The sequence below is a fragment of the Nonomuraea sp. NPDC049028 genome, from assembly GCF_043197735.1.
Classification (GTDB): domain Bacteria; phylum Actinomycetota; class Actinomycetes; order Streptosporangiales; family Streptosporangiaceae; genus Nonomuraea.
In genome coordinates this window covers 225,325-248,966 of the sequence record NZ_JBICTR010000012.1, presented here as the reverse complement: position 1 = coordinate 248,966, position 23,642 = coordinate 225,325, and the positions used below count along the sequence as shown (strand labels likewise).

General features: G+C 71.0%; 20 protein-coding genes. 8 read left to right on the top strand and 12 right to left on the bottom strand.

Annotated elements, in window-relative coordinates:
* Positions 1–56 precede the first annotated feature (56 nt).
* The gene (locus ACGFJ2_RS42610) at positions 57–1,496 is read left to right on the top strand and encodes a glycoside hydrolase family 3 protein (protein WP_393478220.1); all 1,440 of its coding nucleotides are present in this window, start codon (positions 57–59) and stop codon (positions 1,494–1,496) included.
* On the opposite strand, the gene ACGFJ2_RS42605 is transcribed toward ACGFJ2_RS42610, so the two are convergent.
* The gene (locus tag ACGFJ2_RS42605) at positions 1,486–2,667 is read right to left on the bottom strand and encodes an ROK family protein (protein ID WP_393478218.1); all 1,182 of its coding nucleotides are present in this window, start codon (positions 2,665–2,667) and stop codon (positions 1,486–1,488) included. The genes ACGFJ2_RS42610 and ACGFJ2_RS42605 overlap by 11 nt on opposite strands.
* 235 nt (positions 2,668–2,902) lie before the next feature.
* Between ACGFJ2_RS42605 and ACGFJ2_RS42600 the strand changes: the two genes are divergently transcribed.
* Positions 2,903–3,352, top strand: coding sequence for an Rrf2 family transcriptional regulator (locus ACGFJ2_RS42600; protein ID WP_357946947.1), 450 nt, complete (start codon positions 2,903–2,905; stop codon positions 3,350–3,352).
* A 359-nt stretch (positions 3,353–3,711) separates the two neighbouring features.
* Positions 3,712–4,491, top strand: coding sequence for a DNA-formamidopyrimidine glycosylase family protein (locus ACGFJ2_RS42595; protein ID WP_358174440.1), 780 nt, complete (start codon positions 3,712–3,714; stop codon positions 4,489–4,491).
* Here the strand turns inward: ACGFJ2_RS42595 and ACGFJ2_RS42590 are convergent.
* The 7 genes from ACGFJ2_RS42590 to ACGFJ2_RS42560 all read right to left on the bottom strand — a co-directional run bounded on the left by ACGFJ2_RS42590 (position 4,488) and on the right by ACGFJ2_RS42560 (position 11,800).
* Positions 4,488–4,844, bottom strand: coding sequence for a helix-turn-helix transcriptional regulator (locus ACGFJ2_RS42590; RefSeq protein ID WP_357948119.1), 357 nt, complete (start codon positions 4,842–4,844; stop codon positions 4,488–4,490). The genes ACGFJ2_RS42595 and ACGFJ2_RS42590 overlap by 4 nt on opposite strands.
* 334 nt (positions 4,845–5,178) lie before the next feature.
* On the bottom strand, positions 5,179–5,670 hold the full coding sequence (locus tag ACGFJ2_RS42585) for a CinA family protein (RefSeq protein ID WP_357946942.1): 492 nt from the start codon (positions 5,668–5,670) through the stop codon (positions 5,179–5,181).
* A gap of 2 nt (positions 5,671–5,672) precedes the next feature.
* Positions 5,673–6,245: a CDP-diacylglycerol--glycerol-3-phosphate 3-phosphatidyltransferase gene (pgsA, locus tag ACGFJ2_RS42580; RefSeq protein ID WP_357946939.1), complete on the bottom strand. Its 573-nt coding sequence runs from the start codon at positions 6,243–6,245 to the stop codon at positions 5,673–5,675.
* Entirely contained in the window at positions 6,242–7,651 is a 1,410-nt protein-coding gene (gene rimO, locus ACGFJ2_RS42575; RefSeq protein ID WP_357946937.1) for a 30S ribosomal protein S12 methylthiotransferase RimO, read from the bottom strand. The genes pgsA and rimO overlap by 4 nt, the downstream gene beginning before the upstream one ends.
* A 46-nt stretch (positions 7,652–7,697) precedes the next feature.
* Positions 7,698–8,462, bottom strand: a complete 765-nt coding sequence (locus tag ACGFJ2_RS42570; protein WP_357946934.1) for a helix-turn-helix domain-containing protein — start codon at positions 8,460–8,462, stop codon at positions 7,698–7,700.
* A gap of 78 nt (positions 8,463–8,540) precedes the next feature.
* Positions 8,541–11,048, bottom strand: coding sequence for a DNA translocase FtsK (locus tag ACGFJ2_RS42565; protein ID WP_393478212.1), 2,508 nt, complete (start codon positions 11,046–11,048; stop codon positions 8,541–8,543).
* A 95-nt stretch (positions 11,049–11,143) separates the two neighbouring features.
* Positions 11,144–11,800, bottom strand: a complete 657-nt coding sequence (locus tag ACGFJ2_RS42560; RefSeq protein WP_393478210.1) for a two-component system response regulator — start codon at positions 11,798–11,800, stop codon at positions 11,144–11,146.
* 194 nt (positions 11,801–11,994) lie between these two features.
* Between ACGFJ2_RS42560 and ACGFJ2_RS42555 the strand changes: the two genes are divergently transcribed.
* Entirely contained in the window at positions 11,995–14,463 is a 2,469-nt protein-coding gene (locus tag ACGFJ2_RS42555) for a SpoIIE family protein phosphatase (protein WP_357946927.1), read from the top strand.
* Here ACGFJ2_RS42555 and ACGFJ2_RS42550 read toward each other — a convergent pair.
* Together ACGFJ2_RS42550 and ACGFJ2_RS42545 are read right to left on the bottom strand one after the other, a co-directional pair.
* Positions 14,445–15,386 carry an aldose epimerase family protein gene (locus tag ACGFJ2_RS42550; protein ID WP_393478207.1) on the bottom strand — a complete coding sequence of 314 codons (942 nt, stop codon included), beginning with the start codon at positions 15,384–15,386 and terminating at the stop codon, positions 14,445–14,447. The two genes, ACGFJ2_RS42555 and ACGFJ2_RS42550, sit on opposite strands and share 19 nt — an antisense overlap.
* Positions 15,383–16,354 carry a LacI family DNA-binding transcriptional regulator gene (locus ACGFJ2_RS42545; protein ID WP_357656179.1) on the bottom strand — a complete coding sequence of 324 codons (972 nt, stop codon included), beginning with the start codon at positions 16,352–16,354 and terminating at the stop codon, positions 15,383–15,385. Before ACGFJ2_RS42545 ends, ACGFJ2_RS42550 begins: the two co-directional genes overlap by 4 nt.
* Positions 16,355–16,575: 221 nt before the next feature.
* On the opposite strand from ACGFJ2_RS42545, the gene ACGFJ2_RS42540 reads away from it, so the two are divergent.
* From ACGFJ2_RS42540 to ACGFJ2_RS42525, 4 genes are read left to right on the top strand one after another with little or no spacing between them, the layout of a single operon-like run.
* Positions 16,576–17,463: an NAD-dependent epimerase/dehydratase family protein gene (locus ACGFJ2_RS42540; RefSeq protein WP_393478204.1), complete on the top strand. Its 888-nt coding sequence runs from the start codon at positions 16,576–16,578 to the stop codon at positions 17,461–17,463.
* On the top strand, positions 17,460–18,338 hold the full coding sequence (locus tag ACGFJ2_RS42535; RefSeq protein WP_358174452.1) for a 5-dehydro-4-deoxyglucarate dehydratase: 879 nt from the start codon (positions 17,460–17,462) through the stop codon (positions 18,336–18,338). The genes ACGFJ2_RS42540 and ACGFJ2_RS42535 overlap by 4 nt, the downstream gene beginning before the upstream one ends.
* Positions 18,335–19,384, top strand: a complete 1,050-nt coding sequence (locus ACGFJ2_RS42530) for a mandelate racemase/muconate lactonizing enzyme family protein (RefSeq protein WP_357946916.1) — start codon at positions 18,335–18,337, stop codon at positions 19,382–19,384. Before ACGFJ2_RS42535 ends, ACGFJ2_RS42530 begins: the two co-directional genes overlap by 4 nt.
* A 2-nt stretch (positions 19,385–19,386) precedes the next feature.
* A complete protein-coding gene (locus ACGFJ2_RS42525) occupies positions 19,387–21,279 on the top strand; it encodes a DUF6807 family protein (RefSeq protein ID WP_393478201.1) in 1,893 nt (630 codons plus the stop codon).
* On the opposite strand, the gene ACGFJ2_RS42520 is transcribed toward ACGFJ2_RS42525, so the two are convergent.
* Positions 21,256–22,344, bottom strand: coding sequence for a dienelactone hydrolase family protein (locus ACGFJ2_RS42520; protein ID WP_393478198.1), 1,089 nt, complete (start codon positions 22,342–22,344; stop codon positions 21,256–21,258). The genes ACGFJ2_RS42525 and ACGFJ2_RS42520 overlap by 24 nt on opposite strands.
* Positions 22,345–22,347: 3 nt before the next feature.
* The gene (locus tag ACGFJ2_RS42515; protein WP_393478196.1) at positions 22,348–23,628 is read right to left on the bottom strand and encodes a Gfo/Idh/MocA family protein; all 1,281 of its coding nucleotides are present in this window, start codon (positions 23,626–23,628) and stop codon (positions 22,348–22,350) included.
* Positions 23,629–23,642 lie beyond the last annotated feature (14 nt).

The following is a 23,642-nucleotide window of genomic DNA, read 5'->3' as shown; positions in this document are numbered from 1 at the left end:
CTTCGTGCGGCTTAGCCGTGCCCCGACCGTGCCTGAAACTCCATTGATGAGGAGCTATGAGTCAGAGTGATCGGGGGCTGCGCCGCCTCGCGGCCGGCACGCTGCTCGTCGCCTTCCAGGGCACCACGGCGCCCGACTGGGTGCTGCGCGAGCTCGAGAACGGCCTGGGTGGTGTCACCCTCTTCGGCTTCAACGTCGCCGCCCCGGACCGGTTGCGGGCGCTGACCGCGTCCCTGCGCGCGGCCGGCGAACCCGTCATCTCCCTGGATGAGGAGGGCGGCGACGTCACCCGCCTGGCCTACCACGTCGGCAGCCCGTACCCGGGCAACGCGGCGCTGGGCGCGGTGGACGACGCCGAGCTCACCCACCGGGTCTACCGGGCGATCGGCTCGGAGCTGGCCGCCTGCGGCATCAACCTGGACATGGCGCCCGACGCCGACGTCAACACCGAGGCCGACAACCCGGTGATCGGCACCAGGTCGTTCGGCGACGACCCCGAGCTGGTGGCCAGGCACACGGTGGCCGCCGTCCAGGGCCTGCAATCGGTGAACGTGGCCGCCTGCGTCAAACACTTCCCCGGCCACGGCGCCACCCGGGTCGACTCGCACGTGTCCGTGCCCGTCGTGGACGTCACGCTCGACGTACTGCGCGAGCGCGAACTGGTGCCGTTCCGGGCGGCGATCGGCGCGGGGACCAAGTCGATCATGACCGCGCACGTGGCGGTGCCCGCGCTGACCGGCCCGACCCCGGCCACGCTGTCGCCCGCCGCACTGACCGAACTGCTCAGGGGCGAGCTCGGGTACGACGGCGCGGTCATCAGCGACGCGATGGACATGCACGCCATCACCAAGAGCGTCGGCCTGGCCGGCGGCGCCGTGCTGTCGCTGACCGCGGGCGCCGATCTGCTCTGTCTGGGCCCGCTGCCCACTTACGAAGACGTGCGACACATCGTCGACGAGATCGTCACGGCCGTACGGGAGGGGCGGCTACCCACGGCCCGGCTGGAGGAGGCCGCGGCCAGGCTGGCGGCGCTGCGCGAGTGGTTCGGCTCGCCCGGTTCGCCCTCGGTCGAGCAGAACGGGGTCGGCCTGCACGCCGCCAGGCGCGCGGTGCGGCTCACGGGCGTGACGGGGCCGCTGGTCGAGCCGCTGGTCATCGAGGTGGACACGCCGCCGACGATCGCCGTCGGCGACGTGCCCTGGGGCGTGGGGCCATGGCTGCCCCAGGCCGAGATCATCCGGGTGAAGCCGGCCGACGCGGACGTGCCGGTGCTGCTGGCGAAGGCCACGCACCGGTCGCTGGTCCTGGTGATCAAGGACGCGCACCGCAACGAGGCCAGCCGCGAGCTGGTCTCCGCCCTGGTGGCGGCCCGGCCCGACGCGACGGTGATCGAGATGGGACTGCCGATCTGGCGGCCGGACAGCGCGGCCTACATCGCGACGTACGGCGCGGCCCGCGCGAACGCCCAGGCCGCCGTGGAACTGCTCACGGTTTGAGGAGTGCCTCGCGGGCCTGGTCCAGGGCCGCGAGGACGGCGCCACGCAGCACCGGGTTCTTGTCGGTGACCGCGGTGGTGACGACCTGGGGGCGTACGGGGCAGATGCGCGCCACGGCCTCCTCCACCCGGGCGGTGAGCGCGCTGCCACCGGCCTGGCCCACCTCGCCCGCCAGCACGACCAGGCCCGGATCGAGGATCACGCAGACCGAGGCCACGCCGAGCGCGAGCCGGTGCGCGATCTCATCGAGAAAGGGCTCGCCCCCGGCTCCGGCCGCCATGGCGACCTTCACGCACTCCCCGGCGCTCTCGGCCGTGAACCCGTAGCCCTCCGCGAGCTCGCCCACGGCCTCGGCGCTGACGAGCGACTGCAGGCCGCCCGCTAGCGAGGGCAGGCGGCCCGGCTCGGTGCGGATGTCCTCGGGCAGGGGTACGCCGGGCACCGGCAGGTAGCCGATCTCGCCCGCGCTGCCCGAACGCCCCCGGTGCAGCTTGCCGCCGAGCATCACCGCGAGACCGAGGCCACGGGCGGACCAGAGCAGCACGAAGTCGTCGAGCCCCTGGGCGGCGCCGTCGGCGCGCTCGGCGATCGCGGCCAGGTTGACGTCGTTCTCGATCGTCACCTCGCGTTTGAGGTCACCGGCGAGCGCCTCGTGGATGCCCTCGTGCCAGCCGGGCAGGTCGAAGGAGAAGCGCACGTCGCCGCTGCGCGGATCGACCACGCCGGGAGTGCCGATGACCACGCCGCGCAGCCGGCCGATGCTGATCTTGGCGCTGCGGCAGGCCTTCATGATCGCGCCGTGCACCACCGAGACCGGGTCGTCGAGGTCGGCGGGATCGACGGAGACCTCGGCGATCGTCCGGCCGTGGATGTCGGCGACGGCCGCGGAGATCAGCTCGGGCCCCACCTCGAGCCCGGCCACGTAGGCGCTGGAGGGGATGACGGAGTAGAGCGCCGCGTTGGGGCCGCGCCCGCCGGCCTGCGTGCCGACGACCTCGACCAGCCCGCGCTCCTCCAGCCGGGACAGCGTCTGCGAGGCGGTGACCTTGGACAACCCGGTCCGATCGCCGATCTGCCCCCGCGTCATCGGGCCCGTGGCCAGCAACAACTCCAGTGCGGCCCGGTCGTTGATCTCCCTGAGCAGTCTGGGCACACCAGGGCGTCGCTCCACGCTGAATCCCACCGTCAAATCGAAAAGGTTGTTGGAAGTTTAGCGCCCTGGACCTTGCTTATCACCGCAGGTGAACACGAGGATGTCTCACGATCATCCCCTCCGTCCTGCGCCGCCTCGGCAGCCCACTGATCGCGGTGTCCGTGCAGGCACCACGCCTGCCACGTCCGGATCGGCCGCCCATTCTGGCGACGTTGCGCATAACCAGTGTTGACCAGGAGGGATAATCGACAACATGCGCCTTTCCGCTCGTGTCGACTACGCCCTCCGTGCTGCCGCCGAACTCGCCGCGGCCGGCGCCGGGCCGACCACCGTGGGCGAGCTCGCCAAAGAACAGGACATGCCCCCCAAATACCTGGAAAACATCCTGCTGCAGATGCGGCGTGCCGGACTGGTCCGTGGCCAGCGGGGTCCGGAAGGCGGCTACGTCCTGGCCCGGGCCGCCGCGGACATCTCTCTCGCCGACGTCATCAGGGCGGTCGACGGGCCACTGGCCAACGTACGAGGTGAGCGTCCCGAGCACGTGGGCTACCGAGGGCCGGCGGAGTCGCTGCAGCAGGTCTGGATCGCACTGCGGGCGACCGAACGCGCCATCCTGGAGGAGGTCACGCTGGACCAGGTGGCCAGCGGCGCCCTCCCCGACCGCGTCCGCCAACTCGCCGCCGACCCCGCCGCCTGGGACTGATCTCGCACGACGCGGCCAGCTCGCCGCCTGCGACTGACCCACCCACCGGGCCCGACCGGCACCCTCGGAGTCACTCCCCGCGACCGCCCTGGGCTTTCTCCCCACGACGCGGTCAACTCGCTGTCCGCTCTGACCCACTCGCCGGACCCGCCCGGTGCCCTGGGAGTCTCTCCGCACGACGCGGCGGACTCGCCGTCCACTACGGCCCCACCCGCCGGGCCGATTCGCCGCCCTGGGAATGACTCCACACAACTCGGCCAGCTCGCCGCCCGGGGAGTTACCCTACCCGGCGGCTCAGCCGGGACGCCGCCTTCAGAAGGGGGCGCCTGCCGGTCCGGCCGGGTTTCTAGACTGGGGGCATGCCCGAAGGAGATGCCGTCTACCGTACGGCCGCGCGGCTGCGCGGCGCGCTCGACGGCCGGGTCCTGACCCGCTCGGACTTCCGCGTCCCCCGGCACGCCACGGCCGATCTCAGCGGCCGGACGGTCCTGGAGAACCTCTCACGCGGCAAGCACCTGCTGACCCGCGTCGAGGGCGGCCTGACCGTACACACGCACCTGCGCATGGACGGCAGCTGGCGCGTGCTGCCCGCGGGCCGTCGCACGGCCCCCGGCGATCAGGTCCGGCTGGTGCTGGCCAACGAGCAGTGGCAGGCCGTGGGCGTGCGGCTGGGGGTGGTGGACCTGCTGAAGACCGCCGACGAGCACCGCGTCGTCGGGCACCTGGGGCCCGATCTGCTCGGCGACGACTGGGATCCGGCCGAGGCCGTGCGCCGTCTGCGCGAGGCGCCGGAACGGACGATCGGGGAGGCGCTGCTCGATCAGCGCAATCTCGCGGGAATCGGCACCATCTATCGCGCCGAGACACTCTTCCTGCGCGGCGTCTGGCCGTGGCGGAAGGTCGGCGACATCGAGGACCTGGACGCGCTCGTGACGCTCGCCCAGCGGCTCCTGGCGGCGAACAGGACACACGCCGCCACAGTGACCACGGGCGACCGCAGACCGGCCGGCCAGACGTGGGTTTACGGCAGGGCAGGCCGACCCTGCCGCCGATGCGGAACGCGCATCAGTCGCGGCGAGATGGGCGCACAGCCACAGGAACGTCTCATCCTGTGGTGTGGTGACTGCCAACCGCGTTAGGCGGCCACCATGTCCTTGACTTCGGGAAACACGGAGTCGGTGATCGACCCGGGCACCGTCTCGGGAAGGGGGATGCGCTCGTGCTCCGGCGCGTCGGCGAGCACAGGGGTGGCCTGGAGCTCCGCCAGCGCGAACTGGTCGGACACCTCACGCAACACCTGCGACAGCGGCACCCCGAGGGCGCCACAGATCGACGCCAGCAGCTCCGATGACGCCTCCTTCTGACCGCGCTCAACCTCGGACAGGTAGCCAAGCGAGACACGCGCCAGCGTGGACACCTCACGAAGAGTGCGGCCCTGGCGCACCCTCAATCGCCTCAGCACGTCGCCGAGCAGCTGACGCAGCAGAATCATCTGTCGCTCCCTCCCCGGCGTGGATGGCTTCACCACCACGCCCCGCGCGGTCGGATCGTGGCGTCCGGTCTTTTTCTTCGGCTCGTACATGCTCCTCGCCGTCATCATCGGACGTCTCCGTCCCTGCCCCGCCGCGCTTCCTTCATTGCGCAATGGCTCAGTGCGTGACAGCTCATTACGTGAAGGTTCGTTACGTGACTCGTTAGGCCCGCCTGCCGGGCGCTCGGTGCTTGCAGATGGCTCACGGACCTCACTCACAGCTCCACCGTACCCGTATCGACCGACACCGTGTGAGACCGTGCCTCGGATGTTCGCTGGGGACGTAACACGGTAATCACCCGGTATGTTCCCCATTGTTCCCCTTCAGCACACTTGCCAGTAGATCGATAGCCTCGTCCACCGTCTCTACCCTGATACGTTCGCGAGACCCCTCAAGCCTCAACTGTCTCTGCCAAATCTGATCGCCGGGTCCGCTGACGGCCACATGCACGGTGCCGACGGGCTTTCCGTCCTGTGGCTCCGGCCCCGCCACACCGGTCACCGCGAGGCCGTATGTCGCCTCGCACAGCCGGGCGACCCCCGTCGCCATCGCCGCCGCCACCTCCGGGTGCACGGCCCCTTCCCGCCGCAACAGCTCGTCCGGCACCTCCAGGAGCCGGTGCTTCAGATCGGTGGCGTAGGAGATGACCCCGCCCCTGAACGACTTGGAGGACCCCGAGACCGAGGTGAACGTCGCCCCGATGAGCCCGCCGGTCAGCGATTCGGCCACGGCTAGCGTGGCGGCCCGGCGTACGAGCAGGGTGAGAACCTCCGCGGCACCAACCATGATCACTCCCCGCGGGCCCGTCTGGCCACCTGCCGTAGCTTGATCGCGCGCACCACGTAGTCGACGCCCGTGGCCACCGTGACGACCACGGCCGCGCCCATCACCACCCAGCGGATCGTGTCGGGCACGTGGGGCAGGATGTAGAGGACGATGGCCGTGATCTGCAGCACGGTCTTGACCTTGCCGCCATAGCTGGCCGGGATGACCGCGTGCCTGAGCAACACGAACCGCAGGGCGGTGATGCCCAGCTCGCGGCCCAGGACGGTGACCGTCACCCACCACGGCAGCTCGCCGAGGATCGACAGGGACACCAGGGCCGCGCCGGTCAGCGCCTTGTCGGCGATCGGATCGGCGATCTTCCCGAAATCGGTGATCAGCCCGTAGCGCCTGGCCAGCTCGCCGTCCAGATGGTCGGTGAACGAGGCCACGCCGAACACCGCCAGCGCACCCAGGCGCCAGCCCATGCCCGGCAGGAAGAGACAGACGACGAAGAAGGGGACGAGCACCAACCGGAGGACCGTGAGGACGTTGGCGATGTTCCACGGGCTCACCACGCGGCGCTCGTCCTTGGTCATGGACCGGCCTTGATGCGCGCGATCAGGTCAACCCCCTCGGCGTCGACCACCACCGCGCGCACGATCTGACCGCGGACCAGGCCGATGCCCTGGACCGTGACGGACCCGTCGACCTCGGGACCTTGGTGGGCGGCCCGTCCCTCATAGCCGCCGTCGCCCAGGTCGTCGTCGATGAGCACGTCGACCTCCGTACCGATGCGCTCCTCCGCGCGCTGCGCGGTCAGCTCCTCGGCGAGCTCGGTCAGGACGCGCACACGCTCGTCGATGACGTCCTGGTCGAGCTTGCCGGCGAAGCCGGCCGCCTCTGTGCCGTCCTCGTCGGAGTAGCCGAACACGCCGATCACGTCGAGCCTGGCCTGCTCCAGAAACCCGACCAGCTCGCCGAACTCCTCCTCGGTCTCACCGGGGAAGCCGACGATGAAGTTGGAGCGCACACCCGCCTCGGGCGCGCCCTCACGGATGCTGTCCAGCAGTCCCAGGAAGCGCTCAGGGTCGCCGAAACGGCGCATCCGGCGCAGGACGGTGCCACTGGCGTGCTGGAAGGACAGGTCGAAGTAGGGGGCGATGCCCTCGGTGCCGGCGAGCACGTCGATGAGCCCCGGCCGCAGCTCGGCCGGTTGCAGGTAGCTGGCCCGCACCCGCTGGATGCCCTCGACCGCCGCCAGGCGCGGCAGCAGCTTCTCCAGCGCCCTCAGGTCGCCCAGGTCCTTGCCGTAGGACGTCGAGTTCTCACTGACGAGGACGAGCTCACGGACGCCCCGGTGGCCCAGCCAGTCGGCCTCGGCCAGGAGCTCCTCGGGGTCGCGGGAGACGTAGGCGCCGCGGAAGGCCGGGATGGCGCAGAACGTGCAGCGCCGGTCGCAGCCGGAGGCCAGCTTGAGCGAGGCCACGGGGCTCTCGTCGAGCCGTTTGCGCAGCACGCGCGGCCCGCTGGCGGGCGCCAGCCCGTCGGGCAGGTCGCCGTGGCCGGGGATGGCGGTCTTGCCCGCGCTGGCACGGTCCACGGGCGAGATGGGTAGCAGGGTGCGGCGGTCTCTTGGCGTGTGCGGCTTGAGCGGCCTACCGGCGAGCACGTCGTCGAGTCGGCCGCCGATCTCGGTGTAGTCGTCGAAGGAGATGACCGCGCTGGCCTCGGGCAGAGCGTCGGCGAGCTCGTTGCCGTAGCGCTCGGCCATGCAGCCCGCGGCGACCACCTTGGCCCCGGAGTCGGCCGCGGCCAGCAGCGTGTCGATGGAGTCCTTCTTCGCCGAGTCGATGAAGCCACACGTGTTGACGACGACGACATCGGGGTCGTCGTCGCCCAGCTGCCAGCCGGCAGCCTCAAGTCGCGCGGCCAGCTCCTCGGAGTCGACCTCGTTGCGCGCGCAGCCCAGAGTGATCAGCGATGCGGTTCGGCGGGATGACATGGTGAACACTACGGTATCGGCAGTTGGCCACCACCGGGCGCACGGGCTACCTAGGTTGTGCTTTGGAAGGCTTGAACGAGCGCGTCACCATCTCCCCGCTGGCCCCCGGATGACCCAGATCCTTGCCGTCGACCTGCAGCGACACGGCGCCCGCGTCACCGATCAGAAGATGGACCTCGATGTCGGACCGGTAGGTCTTGCTCTTGCCCGCCTTCAACGTCCCCGAGAACAGCTTGCGTCCCTTGGCGTCGCTGACGTTCAGGTAGGACGGGCTCTTGGCCTTGACCTTGACGACGACGACGTCCTTGGCGGCCGCGTTGGACGCCTTCCCCTTGGCGTGCGACGGTTTGGGCGCGTGCTCGTTGATCGGGACGTTCGGCGGGATGAGGTGGGAGTCGGCGGTGCGCATCTCGTCCGACGTGCCGCCGCCGAGCACCCTGACCGCCCCGAAGACCATGGTGATGGCCAGGGCCACGCCCAGCGCCATCGTCCAGTTGAGACCGCGCCGCTCGTTGATCCTGATCTTGCGTTCGGCCTGGAAGACGGCGGCGGCCCGGATGGGTGTGACCGCCCCGCTGTGTTCTTCGTCATAGAGGTGGACGGTCGCCACGGGATCGAGCCCGACGGCCTTGGCTACGGCCCTGACATGTCCCCTCGCATAGAAATCACCACCGCACTGCGAGAAGTCGTCGCGCTCGATCGCGTAGATGATCGCCTCACGAATGCGGGTGGTCTCGCTCAGTTGCGCGACCGTCAGCCCGGCTGACCGCCGGGCCGCGGCCAGCATGGCCCCTGTGCTCTGTTCCGGCATGGCTAGCGCCTTCCGTCCCACGACGTTCTGTAATGATTCACATTCAATCAGTAGTCGTGGGGCGAACGTGCATTGGGGTCATTCGCCACGCAAGTCAGCTAGCAAACCGGGCAGATCATCGGGCTTCACGATCACTTCGCGAGCCTTGGAACCCTCGCTGGGGCCGACCACGTTGCGGCTCTCCAGCAGGTCCATGAGCCGGCCCGCCTTGGCGAAGCCGACGCGGAGCTTGCGCTGCAGCATCGAGGTCGAGCCGAACTGCGTGGTCACGATCAGCTCGGCCGCCTGGACGAGCAGGTCGAGGTCGTCGCCGATGTCGCCGTCGATCTCCCGTTTGACCGGCGCCGCGGCGACGTCGTCGCGGTATTCGGCCTGCATCTGCGTCTTGCAGTGCGTGACGATCTCGGCGATCTCCTTCTCCGAGACGAACGCGTTCTGGATGCGGATGGGCTTGCTGGCGCCCATCGGCAGGAACAGCGCGTCACCCTGGCCGACCAGCTTGTCGGCGCCCGGCTGGTCGAGGATGACCCGCGAGTCGGTGAGGCTCGACACGGCGAAGGCCAGCCGCGAGGGCACGTTCGCCTTGATCAGGCCGGTGACCACGTCGACGGAGGGCCGCTGCGTGGCGATGACCAGGTGGATGCCGGCCGCGCGGGCGAGCTGCGTGATGCGCACGATGGAGTCCTCGACGTCACGCGGGGCGACCATCATCAGGTCGGCCAGCTCGTCGACGATCACCAGGAGGTACGGGTAGGGCTGGTAGACCCGCTCACTGCCCGGCGGCGGCTGCAGCTTGCCGGCCCGCACGGCCTTGTTGAACTCGTCGACGTGCCGGAACCCGCTGGCGGCCAGGTCGTCGTAGCGACGGTCCATCTCCCCCACCACCCATTCGAGGGCCTCCGCGGCCTTCTTCGGGTTGGTGATGATGGGCGTGATCAGGTGAGGGATGCCCTCGTAGACCGACAGCTCCACCCGTTTGGGGTCGACGAGCACCATGCGTACCTCGTCGGGCGTGGCACGCATCAGGATGGAGGTGATCAGGCCGTTGACGCAGACCGACTTGCCGGCGCCGGTGGCGCCCGCGATGAGCAGGTGGGGCATCTTGGCGAGGTTCGCCACGATCGTGCGGCCCTCGACGTCCTTGCCCAGTCCCACGATCATCGGGTGGTGGTCGCTCTGCGCCACCTGGGACTTCAGCACGTCACCCAGGGAGACCAGGTCCTTGTCCGCGTTCGGGATCTCCACCCCGATCGCCGACTTACCCGGAATCGGCGACAAGATCCGGACATCCGCCGATTTAACGGCGTACGCGATGTTCTTGGTGAGCGCCGTGACCTTCTCCACCTTGACCGCGGGGCCCAGCTCGATCTCGTAGCGGGTCACGGTCGGGCCGCGGGTGAACCCGATCACCTGCGCGTCGATGACGAACTGCTCAAGGACGCTGGTCAGCGCGTTGACGACGACGGTGTTGGCCTTGGTCTGCGGCTTGGGCGCGCTGCCCGGCTTGAGGAACTGCAGATCAGGCAGACTGTACGGCCCGGCCTGGGGCGAGAGCACCAGCTGCTCGACCTTGCGGGGCGCGGGAGTGGGCTCCGGCGGCTCGGTCTTCTTGACCGGCGTGGGGGGCGGCTCCTCCTCGTCCGTCAGCCCCGGCACGATCTCCGGCGAGTGCTCGGCGCGCTTGTCCTGCTCGGAGAGCACCGGCGTGTCGTACGGCTTGACCAGATCGGCCTTCTCGCCCGTCTCGCCCTTCTTGGCCCTGGGCCGCTTCTTGACGGGCGCGGCCTGCTCGGCGAGCGCGTGCCGTTCGAACAGCAGGTGCGTGAGCTCGGCCAGCCGCTCCGGAACGCGGTGGACGGGAGTGGCCGTGATGACCAGCACGCCGAAGCCCGACAGGATCAGCAGCAGCGGAATCGTGATCCAGGCGGGCAGGATGCTCATCGGCGGCGCCGACACGATGAACCCGATGATGCCGCCCGCCTGCGACACCCGCTCCATGCCGTCGTTGGCGGTGCCTGCGGGGTAGGGCGTGTCGTTGGCGACGTGGATGACGCCGAGCACGCCGACCAGCAGCGCGCTCCACCCGATCACCATGCGGCCGGTGTCGGCGTTCTGGTCGGGGTGGCGCAGGTAGCGCCAGGCGAGCAGGCCGAGCAGCAGCGGCAGCGCCCACGCCAGCGACCCGAACACACTGTGCACGGTGACGTTGACCACGCCGGAGACCGTGCTGTCGGCCTGGCGCCAGGTCATCGCGGCCAGCACGATGGCGCCGGCGAGCACGGACAGGCCCACCCCGTCGCGCCGGTGCGCCGGATCGAGGTCGCGCGCGTTCTTGCCGAGCGCCCGGGCGGTGCTGCCGATGCCGTTGGCGAGCAGCATCCAGAGCCCGACGATCAGCTTGCCGATCATCGTGAAGACCCACGTGATCGGGTCATGGTGGGTCATGCCCGGCTTGCGGGCCGACCCGGCCCCCTTCGCCCTCGGCCGCCCGGTCGAGCTGGTTGCGCGCTTGGCGGGGGTCGAGCGGGCGGAGGTCGACCGCTTCGCCGGCCCCTTCGATGCGCTTTTCGGCGTACGGGTGGCCATGATGCCAAAGGTACGACGGAGACACCGCGGAACGCACACAGGCTCGCCGAACACGCGAGAAGGCGGTGTGCGAGAGCTCTCTTACCCCGGACCCGTCACAATCGAACCGTGTCGAAGGCCGCCTGCATGCCGGCCACCAGCTCGGCCATGTCCCTGATCGCTTCCCTCATTGCCTCGTCGCCGGCGCAGGAGCCGGCCAGTTCGCCGAGCCGCGCCTCGACGGCGCCGAGCCGCTCGGAGAATCCGCACAGCACCCGCGCGTTCCTCGACTGCGCCACGTCGTTCCGCACGAGGTCGCCCAGCAGGGCCGTCTGCTCGCGCAGCACCGCGTTCTTGCGGAACAACTCGGCGAAGACCGCGACCTTGGACCGCACCACCCACGGATCGAACGGCTTGGCGATGTAGTCGACCGCCCCCACGGCGTAACCCCGGAACGCGGCGCCGGATCCCGGCTCGGTGCCGGTCAGGAAGATGATGGGCACGTCACCCGCTTGGTCGAACCGCTTGATGTGCGTCGCCGTCTCGAAACCGTCCATGCCTTGCGTGCCGTCCACGCCGTCCGCACCGTCCATGCCGGGCATGAGCACGTCGAGCAGCACCACCGCGAAGTCGTGGCGGAGCATCAGCTTCATGGCCTCCTGCCCCGATCTGGCCTTGAACAGCTGCTGCTGAAGCGGGCGTAAGACCGCCTCGAGCGCGACCAGGCTCTCGTCCTTGTGGTCGACCAGCAAGATCTTCACCTGGCGATTCATCACAATCCTTCCTTCTCCCCCCAGACCACCTGAGGCCGCCCGAGTCCCCCGAGACCCGTCCATACCTCACCTCCAGCGGGTCCAACAGCACGACCATGGAGGCCTTCTTTGCAACTGGGGGGTATTGGAGCCGTCCAGTCTGCCACTCTGAGAGTGACCGAACTGCCACATCGAGTGATGTTCTAGGACGCATAGTGGACACGACCCGCGTGTCGAGCACGGCCTTCGACGGCACCCCGCAGGCCCCCGCGGCCGCGCGGCGCTTCGTACGTCAGGTGCTCGGCGAATGGCAGCTGAGCCACCTCACCGAAGACGCCGTGCTGCTGACCAGCGAACTCGTCACCAATGCCGTGGTGCACGCGGGCACGGGGCTGGAGCTGACCTGCCGGCTCGACCCGAACGCCGTCCCGACCAGGCTGGAGATCGAGGTCGACGATCATCACCCGACCCTGATCGTGCCGGCCGCCGAGTCGCCGCCTGAGGGCATGGCCACGAGCGGGCGCGGTCTGGCGCTGGCGGGCATGCTCGCCGACGCCTGGGGCGTCACGTACACGGGTGCGGCCAAGCGGGTCTGGGTCCGCATGGAGCTCGACAAGGGGTGCGGCCACGAGAGCGCCTCCGGCATCCCCGCCGCGAAGGCCGCCTCGGTCGCGGCCTCCACGGAGACCCTGCACGTCGCCGTCATCGTGAGCGACCTCGACGGCCGGATCGTCTCCTGGAACGCCGAGGCGGAGGCACTGCTCGGCTGGTCCGCCGCCCAGGTCGCCGGCGAGCCGCTGGCGGATCTGGTCGCCTGGCGCAGGCACGGCCCGTGCGCGCTGTCGCTGTCGGACACGCTCGGCCTGGGCCGCTGGCGCGGCGAGTCCAGGATGCGGCACCGCGACGGGGACCTGCTCCCGGTCTACATCTCCCACCTGCGCACCGACGGCCGCGCGCAGGACCGCCGGTCGATCTGGATCGTGGTGTCCAGCGACCACCGCTACGTCCTGGCCTCCCCGCCCGCCCCGCTCAAGCGGGAGCAGGGCGGCCGCATCAAGGACCTGCTCGACCACGACATGCCGCTGGACGAGTTGCTCGACACCATCGCGCAGATCGTGCAGCTGTCCAGCGCGGCCGACGCCGCCTATGTGCTGGTACGGGCCGAGGGCGGCAACCGGTTCGGCGTCGCGGCGGGCACCGGGGCGACGGCGGGGCTGGTGGGGGTGGTGGGCGCGGGCGTGTTCGGCGTGGAGCAGCAGGCGCCGGCGATGTTCGACGACCTGCTGGCCACCGACGTCGAGCTGGCCCAGCGGCTCCAGGCCAGGTCGCTGGCGTGCGCGCCGCTCATGGTGGCGGGCGAGGTGACCGGCTACCTCGTGGCGACCGCCGCCGAGCCCGGCCGGTTCGACCAGGCGCTCACCGCGAGCCTGCAGCACATCGCGGACCAGGTGGCGGTGACCGTACAGCGCGAGCGACTGGCCGAGCGCGACCGGGCGCACCGGGGCCGGCTGTCGTTCCTCGCGGAGGCCGGCGAGCTGCTGGCGGGCGTGCACGACGAGGAGCTGATCGCGGCTCTGACGGCCCAGCTGGTCGTACCCAAGATCGCCACCTGGGCGGCGGTCTACCTGACCGACCTGGCGGGCATGACCAGGCTCGCGCACGTGTGGCACAGCGAGGAACGCCACAACGCCGACCTACGCCAGGCCCTGCCCGTCATCCCGCGTTCGGCGCTGGGCGAGGTGACCTGGCCGGTCGGGCCGGAGAGCGTGCTGTCGTTCCCGCTGCTCACCCAGGGCCGCTCGCACGGCGCGCTGGTGATCGGGCGCGTCGAGCCGACGCTTCCGCTGGAGCTGGCCGACCTGCTCGCCGACCTGTGCCGCCTGGTGGCGCTCAACCTCCACACGGCCATGCTCTACTCGCGGCAGGCGACCACGTCACGAGTGCTGCAGCGCAGCCTGCTGCCCATGCGGGTGGCGCCGATGCCGGGGCTGGAGTCGGCGGTCGTCTACGAGCCCGCCGGAGAGGGCGCGCACGTCGGCGGCGACTTCTACGACCTGTTCACCGTCGGCGACCACTGGTGCTTCGCCCTCGGCGACGTCTGCGGCAGCGGTCCGGAGGCCGCCGCGGTGACCGGGCTGGCCCGCCACGCCGTACGGCTGCTGGCCAAGGAGAACTACACCGTGTCCGACATCCTCGACCGGCTCAACCAGACGCTGCTCGACGAGGGCGAGGACGGCCGCTTCCTCAGCCTGCTCTGCGGCGAGCTGACGCCGCTGCCCCAGGGCGGCGCGCTGTGCACGCTCGCCTCGGCGGGCCATCCCCCGCCCCTGCTGCTGCGCGCGAACGGCGAGGTCCAGCCCGTCGCCACCTCGCAGCTACTGCTGGGCATCGACGGCGACGCGCGGTTCTACACCGAGACGTTCGAGCTGCTGCCCGAGGAGCTGCTGCTGTGCGTCACCGACGGCGTCACCGAGCGGCGTGACGGCAACCGGCTGCTCGATGACGACGACGGGCTGACCGCGATCCTGTCGGGCTGCTCGGGGCTGAGCGCGCACGCCGTGGCCGAGCGGATCCGGCAGGCGGTCGAGTCGTTCGCCACCGAGCCGTCGAACGACGACGTGGCGCTCCTGGTGCTCCGCGCCACGACCGCGCTGCGGGCAGGCGGTCAGGTGGTGAACCGGTAGGAGGTCGTGGAGGTGCGGGTCTCGCCCGGCCGCAGCACGGTAGAGGGGAACTGCGGCTGGTTGGGCGAGTCGGGGAAGTGCTGCGTCTCCAGGCACAGACCCGCGTGCGGTCCGTACGGCGTGGCGACGCCGTCCAGCATGCCGCCCGCGTAGAACTGGACCCCCGGCTCGGTGGTCGTGACCTCCATGGTCAGGCCGCCGACCGGCTCGGTCACCCGGATGCCGCCGGCGAGCACGAAGCAGTGGTCGTAGCCGCCGTCGTAGCGCTCGCCCACCGCGTGCGGCGTGGTGAAGTCGAACTCCGTGCCCTTGACCGGCGCCGGCTCGCCCGTGGGGATCTTGTCCTCGTCGACGGGCAGGTAGTGCTCGGCGTCCATTTGGATCACGTGCCCGAGCACGTCGCCACTGCCGGCCAGGTTGAAGTAGGAGTGGTTGGTGAGGTTGACAACGGTCGGCGCGTCGGTCTCGGCCGTGTAGTCCAGACGCAGGGCGTCGTCTTCGAGCGTGTAGGTGACCGAGGCGGTCAGCGTGCCGGGATAGCCCTGGTCACCGTCGGGGCTGGTCAGCGTGAGCGTCACGGAGGAGTCGGTGGCTTCGGAGACCGTCCACACCTTGCGGTCGAAGCCACGGTTGCCGCCGTGCAGGCTGTTGGGCCCGTTGTTGAGCGGCAGGCGGTGTTCGACCCCGTCGAGGGTGAAGCGGCCGCCCGCTATGCGGTTGCCGTATCTGCCGACGACGGCGCCGAAGTAGCGGCTGCGGGTGAGGTAGTCCTCCAGCGTGGGCAGTCCGAGCACCACGTTGACGCCGGACACCTCCAGCGACTGCAGGATGGCGCCGTACGTGAGCACGCTCGCGCGCAGCCGTCCCGAGGACAGCTCGACGCGCTCGACCTGTTCACCCGACGGCAGCGTTCCGAACATCATCTGTGTGCCTTTCCCGTGGACTCGCGGACGATCAGGGCCGTCTCCAGCATCGTGGCGGCGGCGGTGGCCGCCGAGTCGACCGACTGGAGCAGCAGGTCTACGGCGATGCGGCCGGCGGCGGCGGTGGGCATGGCGATCGTGGTCAGCTTCGGGCGGCTCAGCCGGCCCGGCACGATGTCGTCCACACCGATCACGCTGACGTCTCCGGGGACGCTCTTGCCCCGCTCGGCGAGCCCCTCGATGAGGCCGATGGCCACCAGGTCGTTGTAGGCCAGCACGCCCGTCGCGCCCGAGGCGATGACGTCGGTGGCCGCCGCCAGGCCGCCCAGCTCCGTCGGCGGGTTGGGGCCGAGGAAGACGACGTCCACGTCGTTCATCGCGGCGGCCGCCTCCTGCATCTCCTTGCTGGTCCACGACCCGCTGGGCCCGGTGACCAGCGCGATGCGCCGGTGCCCGAGCGCGGTGAGGTGCTCGACGGCCTGCCTGGCCCCGCGGCCCACGTCCATGAGCACGGTCGGCATGCCCTTGGCCCGGCGGTTGACCACGACGAACGGCACCTCCTCGCGCAGCCGCTCTATCGTCCGGTTCGTCAGGCGCGGGCTGCACAGCAGCACGCCGTCGACCTGCTTGGTGAGGGTCTGGATCAGATCCTCCTCGACCTGCGGGTCCTCGTCGGTGTCGGCCACGAACACGTGGTAGTCGCGGAGCCTGGCCTGCGCCTGGGCGGCCTTGATCAGCGGCGGGAAGAAGGGATTGGCGATGTCGGCCACGATGAGGCCGATGTTGTGGGTGCGGCCAGTGGTCAGCGCCCGCGCGGCGCGGTTGGGCCGGTAGCCGAGATCCTCGGCGATGGCGAGCACGCGGGTGCGCGTCTCGGGGTTGACCAGGTGGGGCGCGGAGAACGCCCGGGACACCGTGGAAACATGCACGCCCGACGCTTCAGCCACGTCACGAATCGTCACCGCCACGCTTGGCCTCCTCCGACCGTACCTAGTACTTTAGTGCAATCGTTTGTATCACTGTCAATCAGCCATCCCCGCCGGATTTTTCACCTAAATCCCCACCATATCTCTTCATATGGCCAGACCGCCTGGGGAGAGAAGGCCATGCCGCTTGACGTTCTCCCAGCCCCGCATCGATACTTTCTGCAACCGGTTGCCGTATCCCAAGCAGGAGTGGTGAACGACCGATGACACGAACACTGGTGACCGGCAGCGCCGGCCGGCTAGGGCGCAGCGTGGTCGCCTCATTGGCGCAGGCCGGTCATGAGGTGATCGGCATCGACGTCACACCGGGCACTCCCCCCGAGGCCGCGGTCACCCTGCCCGCCGACCTGACGAACCTGGGCGAGGCGTATGACGTCATGGCCCGCTTCCGGCCCGACGCCGTGATCCACCTGGCCGCCATCGCGACCCCGTTCAGCCGTACCGACGGGCTGACCTTCCGTACCAACACCCAGCTCGCCTTCAACGTGTGCGCGGCCGCGAGCAGCACCGGGGTCGGCAAGGTGGTCGTGGCCAGCAGCCCGACCGTCATCGGCTACGGCGCGCCCGGCGGCTGGACGCCCAGCTATCTGCCCATCGACGAGGAGCACCCCGTCGCGCCGTGGAACGCCTACAACCTGTCCAAGGTCGTGGCCGAGCAGACGATGGCGTCGTTCGCGCGCAGCTCGCAGACACGGTTCGCGGCGGTGCGGCCGTGCTTCGTGGTGGCTCCCGAGGAGTGGGCGGGCGCGCCCACCCAGTCGGGCCACACGATCGTCGAACGGCTGGACCGGCCGGACATCGCCGGGGCCTCGCTGTTCAACTACCTCGACGCCAGGGACGCCTCCGACCTGATCTCGGTGCTCCTCGAACGCCTGCCCGACCTGCCCAACGGCGAGGTGTTCTTCGCGGGGGCGGCCGACGCGCTGGCCCGCGAGCCCCTGGCGGAGCTGCTCCCCGCCGTCATCCCCTCGACCGCAGCCGCGGCCGCGAACCTCACCGGGACCTCTCCCGCCTTCACCTCCGCCAAGGCCGGGCGGATGCTGGGCTGGACGCCCAAGAGATCGTGGCACACCGAACTGGAGACCGGATGAACCTCAGCGGAGTCCTCTTCTTCCCCGTGACCCCCTTCGACCCCGACCACGGGCTGGCCGAGGAGGTGCTGGCCGAGCACATCAGGCGCGGGCTCCAACACCGCCCTGGCGCGGTGTTCGCGGCCTGCGGCACGGGTGAGTTCCCCGCGCTGTCGGAGGCGGAGCACGCCGCCGCCGTCCGGGTGGCCGTCGAGACCACGGCCGGCCAGGTGCCGGTGTTCGCGGGCGCCGGCGGCCCGCTCGGCGCGGCGCTGGGCCAGGCCCGCGCGGCCCGCGAGGCGGGCGCCGACGGCCTGCTGCTCATGCCCCCTTACCTGGCCAAGGGCCCCAACGAGGGCTTCACCGCCTACGTACGCGCGGTCGCCGCCATCCTGCCGGTCATCATCTACCAGCGCGACGCGGTGGCGCCCACCCCCGAGCAGGTCGTGGCGCTGGCCAGGATCCCGGGCGTGATCGGTCTCAAGGACGGGCTGGGCGACATCGACCTCATCCAGCGCACGGTGCTGGCGGTGCGCAGGGAGATCGGCGAGGAGTTCAGGTTCTTCAACGGGCTGCCGACGGCCGAGCTGACGATGGGCGCCTACCGGGGCATCGGCGTGGAGCTCTACTCCTCCGCCGTCTTCGCCTTCGCGCCGGAGATCGCCACCGCGTTCCTGAACGGCGCCGACCACCTGCTCACGGAGTTCTACGAGCCGCTCGTACGGCTGCGCTCCAAGGTTCCCGGCTACGCCGTCTCCCTGGTCAAGGCCGGCGTACGACTCGGCGGCCTGGACGCGGGCCCGGTACGCCCGCCCCTGGTCGACGCCTCGCCCGAGCACGTGGCCGAGCTGAAGGCCCTGATCGAACACGGGCGGTCGCTGGCAGGCGTCTCATGATCCGTGACCTGAAAGTGAGCGCTCACACCGCCGAGTTGTCCAGGCCGTGGGGGCCGGACGTGCCCGTCAACCACGTCATGGTCGTGGAGCTCACGCTCGACGACGGCCGGACGGGCACCGGTTTCTCCTGGACGCCGCAGATCGGGGCGCGGGCCGTACAGGCGCTGCTGGAGAACGACATCCGCGAGGCCGTCATCGGCCTGGACCCGCACCCCGAGGTGGTGTGGGACCGGCTCTGGCGGCACCTGCGCGAGGCCGGGCCCGGCGGGATCACCACCGTCGCGCTGGCCGGGGTGGACCTGGCGCTGTGGGATCTGCGCTGCGGCGAGCGCGGCCTGGCCGACGTGCTGGGGCGGCGCAGGGACACGGTGCCGGTGTACGGCAGCGGGGTGAACCTGCACTACTCGCTGGAGGAGCTGGTCGCCCAGGCCGGGCGGTGGAAGGCCGCGGGCTATCCCGGGATCAAGATGAAGGTGGGCCGGCCCGACCTCGCCGAGGACGTCGAGCGGGTGGCCGCGGTCCGCGAGGTCGTCGGCCCCGGCACGCTGCTGATGATCGACGCCAACCAGCGCTGGGACCTGCACCGGGCCCGTCGCGCCGTCGAGGCGCTGGCCCCGTACGACCTGCACTGGCTGGAGGAGCCGCTGCCCGCCGACGACGTCGCCGCGCACGTGGAGCTGCGGCGGTCCGTGGACGTGCCCATCGCGGTCGGCGAGAACGTCTACACCGTCTACGGCTTCCGCGACCTGCTGACGGCGGGGGCCTGCGACATCGTGCAGCCCAATGTGGTCAGGGTGGGGGGAATCACCCCGTTCTTGCGCATCACCGAGCTGGCCCGGACGTTCGACGTACCCGTCTACCCGCACCTGCTGCCCGACCTGTCGGCGCAGCTCGCGCTGGCTCTGCCGCTGCCGTGCATGGCCGAGGAGGTCGAGGACGCCTCGTTCGCCGCGCTGGGGCTGCTGGCCGAGCCGTATCCCGTCCACGTGAGCGACGCGAAGGTGCGCGTCGGTGAGCACCGGGGGCTCGGCCTCCACTGGAGATGAGCATGCGGGTCGTACTCGCCGGAGCACACGGGTTCGGCGCCCACTACCTCAACCGGCTGCGGAAGCTGGCCGGCCAGATCGAGCTGGCCGGCGTCTGCGACGTGCGGCCGGTCTCCCCCGAAGACCTCGACGGGCTCGGCACGCCGGAGTTCTCCACCGACCTGCCCGAGCTGATCAAGCGGACCGGCGCGCAGATCGCCATCCTGGCGACCCCGATCCCGACGCACGCGGACCTGACGCTGGCGGCTCTGGCGGCCGGCGCGCACGTGCTGGTGGAGAAGCCGACGGCGGCCACGCTCGCCGACTTCGAGCGCATGGAGCAGGCCGCCGCCGAGGCCGGTCTCGCCTGCCAGGTGGGCTTCCAGAGCCTCGCGTCCGCGGCCCTGCCGGAGGTGCGCCGGCTGATCGCCGAGGACACGATCGGCCGCGTGACCGGCATCGGGGTGGCGGGGGCGTGGCCGCGGCCCGCCTCCTACTTCACCCGCAGCTCCTGGTCGGGGCGGCGCCGGCTCGACGGCGTGGACATCGTGGACGGCGCGCTGACCAACCCGTTCGCGCACGCCGTCGCCACCGCCCTCGCCGTGGCGGGCGCCGAGGAGCGCGGCGCGGTCACGTCGGTCGAGGCGGAGCTGTTCCACGCCAACGCCATCGAGTCGGACGACACTTCCGCCATCCGCGTCCACCTGGCGGACGGGCCGCCGATCGTGGCCGCCGTGACGCTCTGCGCCACCGGGCGCGACGAGCCGTACGTGGTCGTTCATGGCGAACGGGGCACGATCACGTTCACGTACACGGTGGACGAGGTCCGCGTCGGCGACGGCCCCGTGCGCCGCTTCCCCCGGGCCGACCTGCTGGAAAACCTCGCCGAGCACGTACGCTCCGGAGCCGAGCTGATCGTGCCGATCCACCGGACCGGGGCGTTCATGGAGGTTCTGGAGGCCATCAGGGTCGCGCCCGATCCGCTGCCGATCTCCCGGGACCACCAGGACCTGTCCGGTGAGGGGCCGGTGCTGCCCGGCATCGCCCAGGTGGTCGAGTCCTGCGCCGAGCGGCTGGAGCTCTTCTCCGAGCTGGGCGTGAGCTGGGCCGTGCCGCTGATGGTGGCCGACCAGGTGGTGGCCGAGTACGTCACGCGGCCCGACCTGCCGATCACCGCGGCCCCGCGGCCCTATCTCCACCCGGTCCGCACGCTGGGCGGCACGGTGGTGACCGAGCTGCAGCCGGCCGACCATCCGCACCACCTCGGCGCCGGGGTGGCCGTGACCGATGTCGGCGGGCGCAACTTCTGGGGCGGCCGGACGTTCGTCAGGGACCAGGGGCCTCAGTGGCTGGACGACCACGGGATCCAGCGGCATGTGTCCTTCACCGGGCGCGACTCCTCGGGCTTCGCCGAGACCCTGCTGTGGCAGCGGCCGGGCGAGGAGCCGGTGGTGCGTGAGGAGCGGACCGTGCGGGCCGTCCCGCTGTCGCGGGGCTGGGCGCTGGACTTCGGCTTCACGCTGCGCAACCTCACGGGAGCGCCGCTGACTATCCAGAGCTCGGCCACCAAGGGCCGGACCGGGGCGGGCTATGGCGGCTTCTTCTGGCGGGCGCCGGCGGGGTCGCCGGGGTTGCGGGCGTTCACCTCGTCAGAGGCCGGCGAGGAGCGGGTCCACGGCTCCCGGGCGCCCTGGCTGGCGCTGGCGGGCGAGGACTGGACGCTGGTGTTCGTCCGGGCGGGGGACGATCCGTGGTTCGTCAGGGTGGCGCAGTATCCCGGTGTGGGCACCGCGCTGGCCTGGGACACGCCGCTGGTCTTCGACGACGAGCTGACCAGGGGCGTGTCCGTGGTCGTGGCCGACGGGCGCCTGTCCGCCGCCGAGGCGGCCGGGCTAGCCGCCGAGGTGGCGCTCTAGCCAGGTGAAGGCGTGCTCCTGCATGGGGACGTCGAAGGCGTGCGGGGCGTCGAAGAAGACCCCCTCGTAGCCGCCGTCCGGGTGGCGGCGCGCGATGGCCTCGTGCGCCGCGCGCATCCCGGCCGGCGGGAACAGCTGGTCCCGCTCGCCGTACATGACCAGGAGCGGTTCTGGCGCGCGGGCGGCGACCAGCGCCGGCCAGTCGCAGACGCGTGACAGTCCGGGCGGGTAGAACATCCAGGTGTGCCCGGCGACGTAGCCGTCCAGGAGCTCGCGGTAGGTGGAGACCATCGCGGCGACGGCGACCGCGTCGACGCCGGGGTCGAACGCGCCGAGCAGCGCCGCCCGCAGGCCGCCCCCTGACAGCCCCACGCAGCCCATCCGCCCGACGTCGGGGCGCGAGCGCAGGTAGGCCGCGGCGGCCAGGTCCTCGCCCGCCACCACGCCGGCCAGCGAGGTGCCGAGCAGGGTGCAGTACTTCTCCAGCACGTGCTCGTGGTGCCCGGCCGCGACGTCGTAGCGGTCGGCTTCGGACATGACGGGATCGTTCGCGTGGGCGAGCACGCGCTCGGGCATGTCCGCCGGGTCGAAGCGGCGGCTGCCCCAGCCGATCACGTCGGGGACGAGTACGGCGAAGCCCCGCCTGGCCAGCTCGCTCGCGTAGGCCCGGCCGCCGTAGATCTGCTCGCGCAGCCGCAGCACCTCGGGCGTGGCCGGCTCGGGGCCGTCCGCGATCTTCTCCTTGCCCGCCCACTTCATGCCCGCGTGGCAGTGCAGCGCGAGCACGCCGGGCAGCGGTCCTACCGCGTCGCGGGGCTTGAGCAGGTAGGCGTGGGTGCGCGGGCCGAACCCCACCGACCAGGAGAGCTCCTCACCGCTGAGGTCCCTCGTCGTCCAGGAGCGCTCGACCCGCACGTCTTGCACGGCGAGGTCGAGCGTCCCGATGGCCTCGCGGGCGGCCTTCCTGAGCGCGGGGCCGGGCGCGGCCTCGGGAAACAGGCCGTGCCGGCGCTCCGCGAGCTCGGCCAGACCGGAGAACGGCCCGAGATGGCGCAGCTCACGCATCGGTCAGGCGCCGAGGAGGCGGGTGCCGTCGGCCGTCAGGCGGACGGGCGTGCCGGTGCTGGCCGAGCGAGTGGCGGCCACGCCGACCAGTACGCTGCGGATGCCGTCGCGGTAACCCGCCGGGCGCCCGAGCGGGTCGTCACCCGGGCCGCGGAAGACGTCGTCGAGCAGCAGCCGGTCGCCGCCGCCGTGACCGCCCTCTCCCTGCTCGATGGTGATCTCCTCCGGCTCCTGCCAGTGCCGGTGCAGGATGAGCTTCTCCCCGGCGCCGGCCATGTGCTCCTTGCCCGCGGCGCTCGGGTCGATCGCGGCGTGCTCCGGGGTCCAGGGCCGCTCAAGGACGTCCAGCTCGATCCGGCCCTCCGTGCCGTTGAAGACGACGCGGTAGCCCTCGTACGGGGCGTGCGCGGTGAGGGAGTACGTGAGCATGGCCCGGTTGGCGTAGCGGACCAGGACCGACATGTTGTCGTCGATCGTCACGCCCGGCCCGAAGACGTCCTGGTCGCGGATGTAGCCGTCCTCGTGCTCGGCGTCCAGGTAGAGGCGCTTGAGCCGCTCGTCGGTGGAGATGTCCAGGATGAACGGGTCGGTGCCGAGGCCGGGCGCGCCCTGGCCGCGGGCGGGACGCGGACCCCGGGGCAGGGCCTGGCCGTAGAAGCGCAGGTCGGTCTGGGCGAAGACGAGCTCGGGCGCCGCCGCGAGCCACCAGTTGACCAGGTCGAAGTGGTGGGTGGACTTGTGCACCAGCAGGCTGCCGGAGTTGGCCTTGTCGCGGTGCCAGCGGCGGAAGTAGTCGGCGCCGTGGATGGTGTCCAGTGCCCAGTCGAAGTGGACGGAGGTGACGTCGCCGATCGCGCCTTCGCTGATCAGCTTCTTGACCGCCGAGTTGCGCGGTGAGTAGCGGTAGTTGAAGGTGACCACCAGTTTGCCCGGGTTGCGCTCGGCGGCGGCGGCGATGGCCTCGCAGCCTTCGGCGTCGATGGTGAGCGGCTTCTCCACGATGACGTCGAGCCCCGCGTCGAGGGCGGCGACGACATAGCGGGCGTGCGTCACGTCCACCGTGGTCACCACGACCGCGTCGGCCAGCTCCAGCAGCTTGCCGAACTCGTCGGGAGCGAAGCACGGCACCTGCTGGCCGATGCGCTCGACGTAGTAGTTCATGCGCGTCTGGTTGACGTCGCAGAGGCCGACGATCGTACCGGTGTCCCGCCACTCGCCCAGCAGGGCGTCGACGTACATCTGGGCGCGATGGCCGAGTCCGACGAAGGCGTACCTGGTGCTCAACTTCTCTCCCCGAG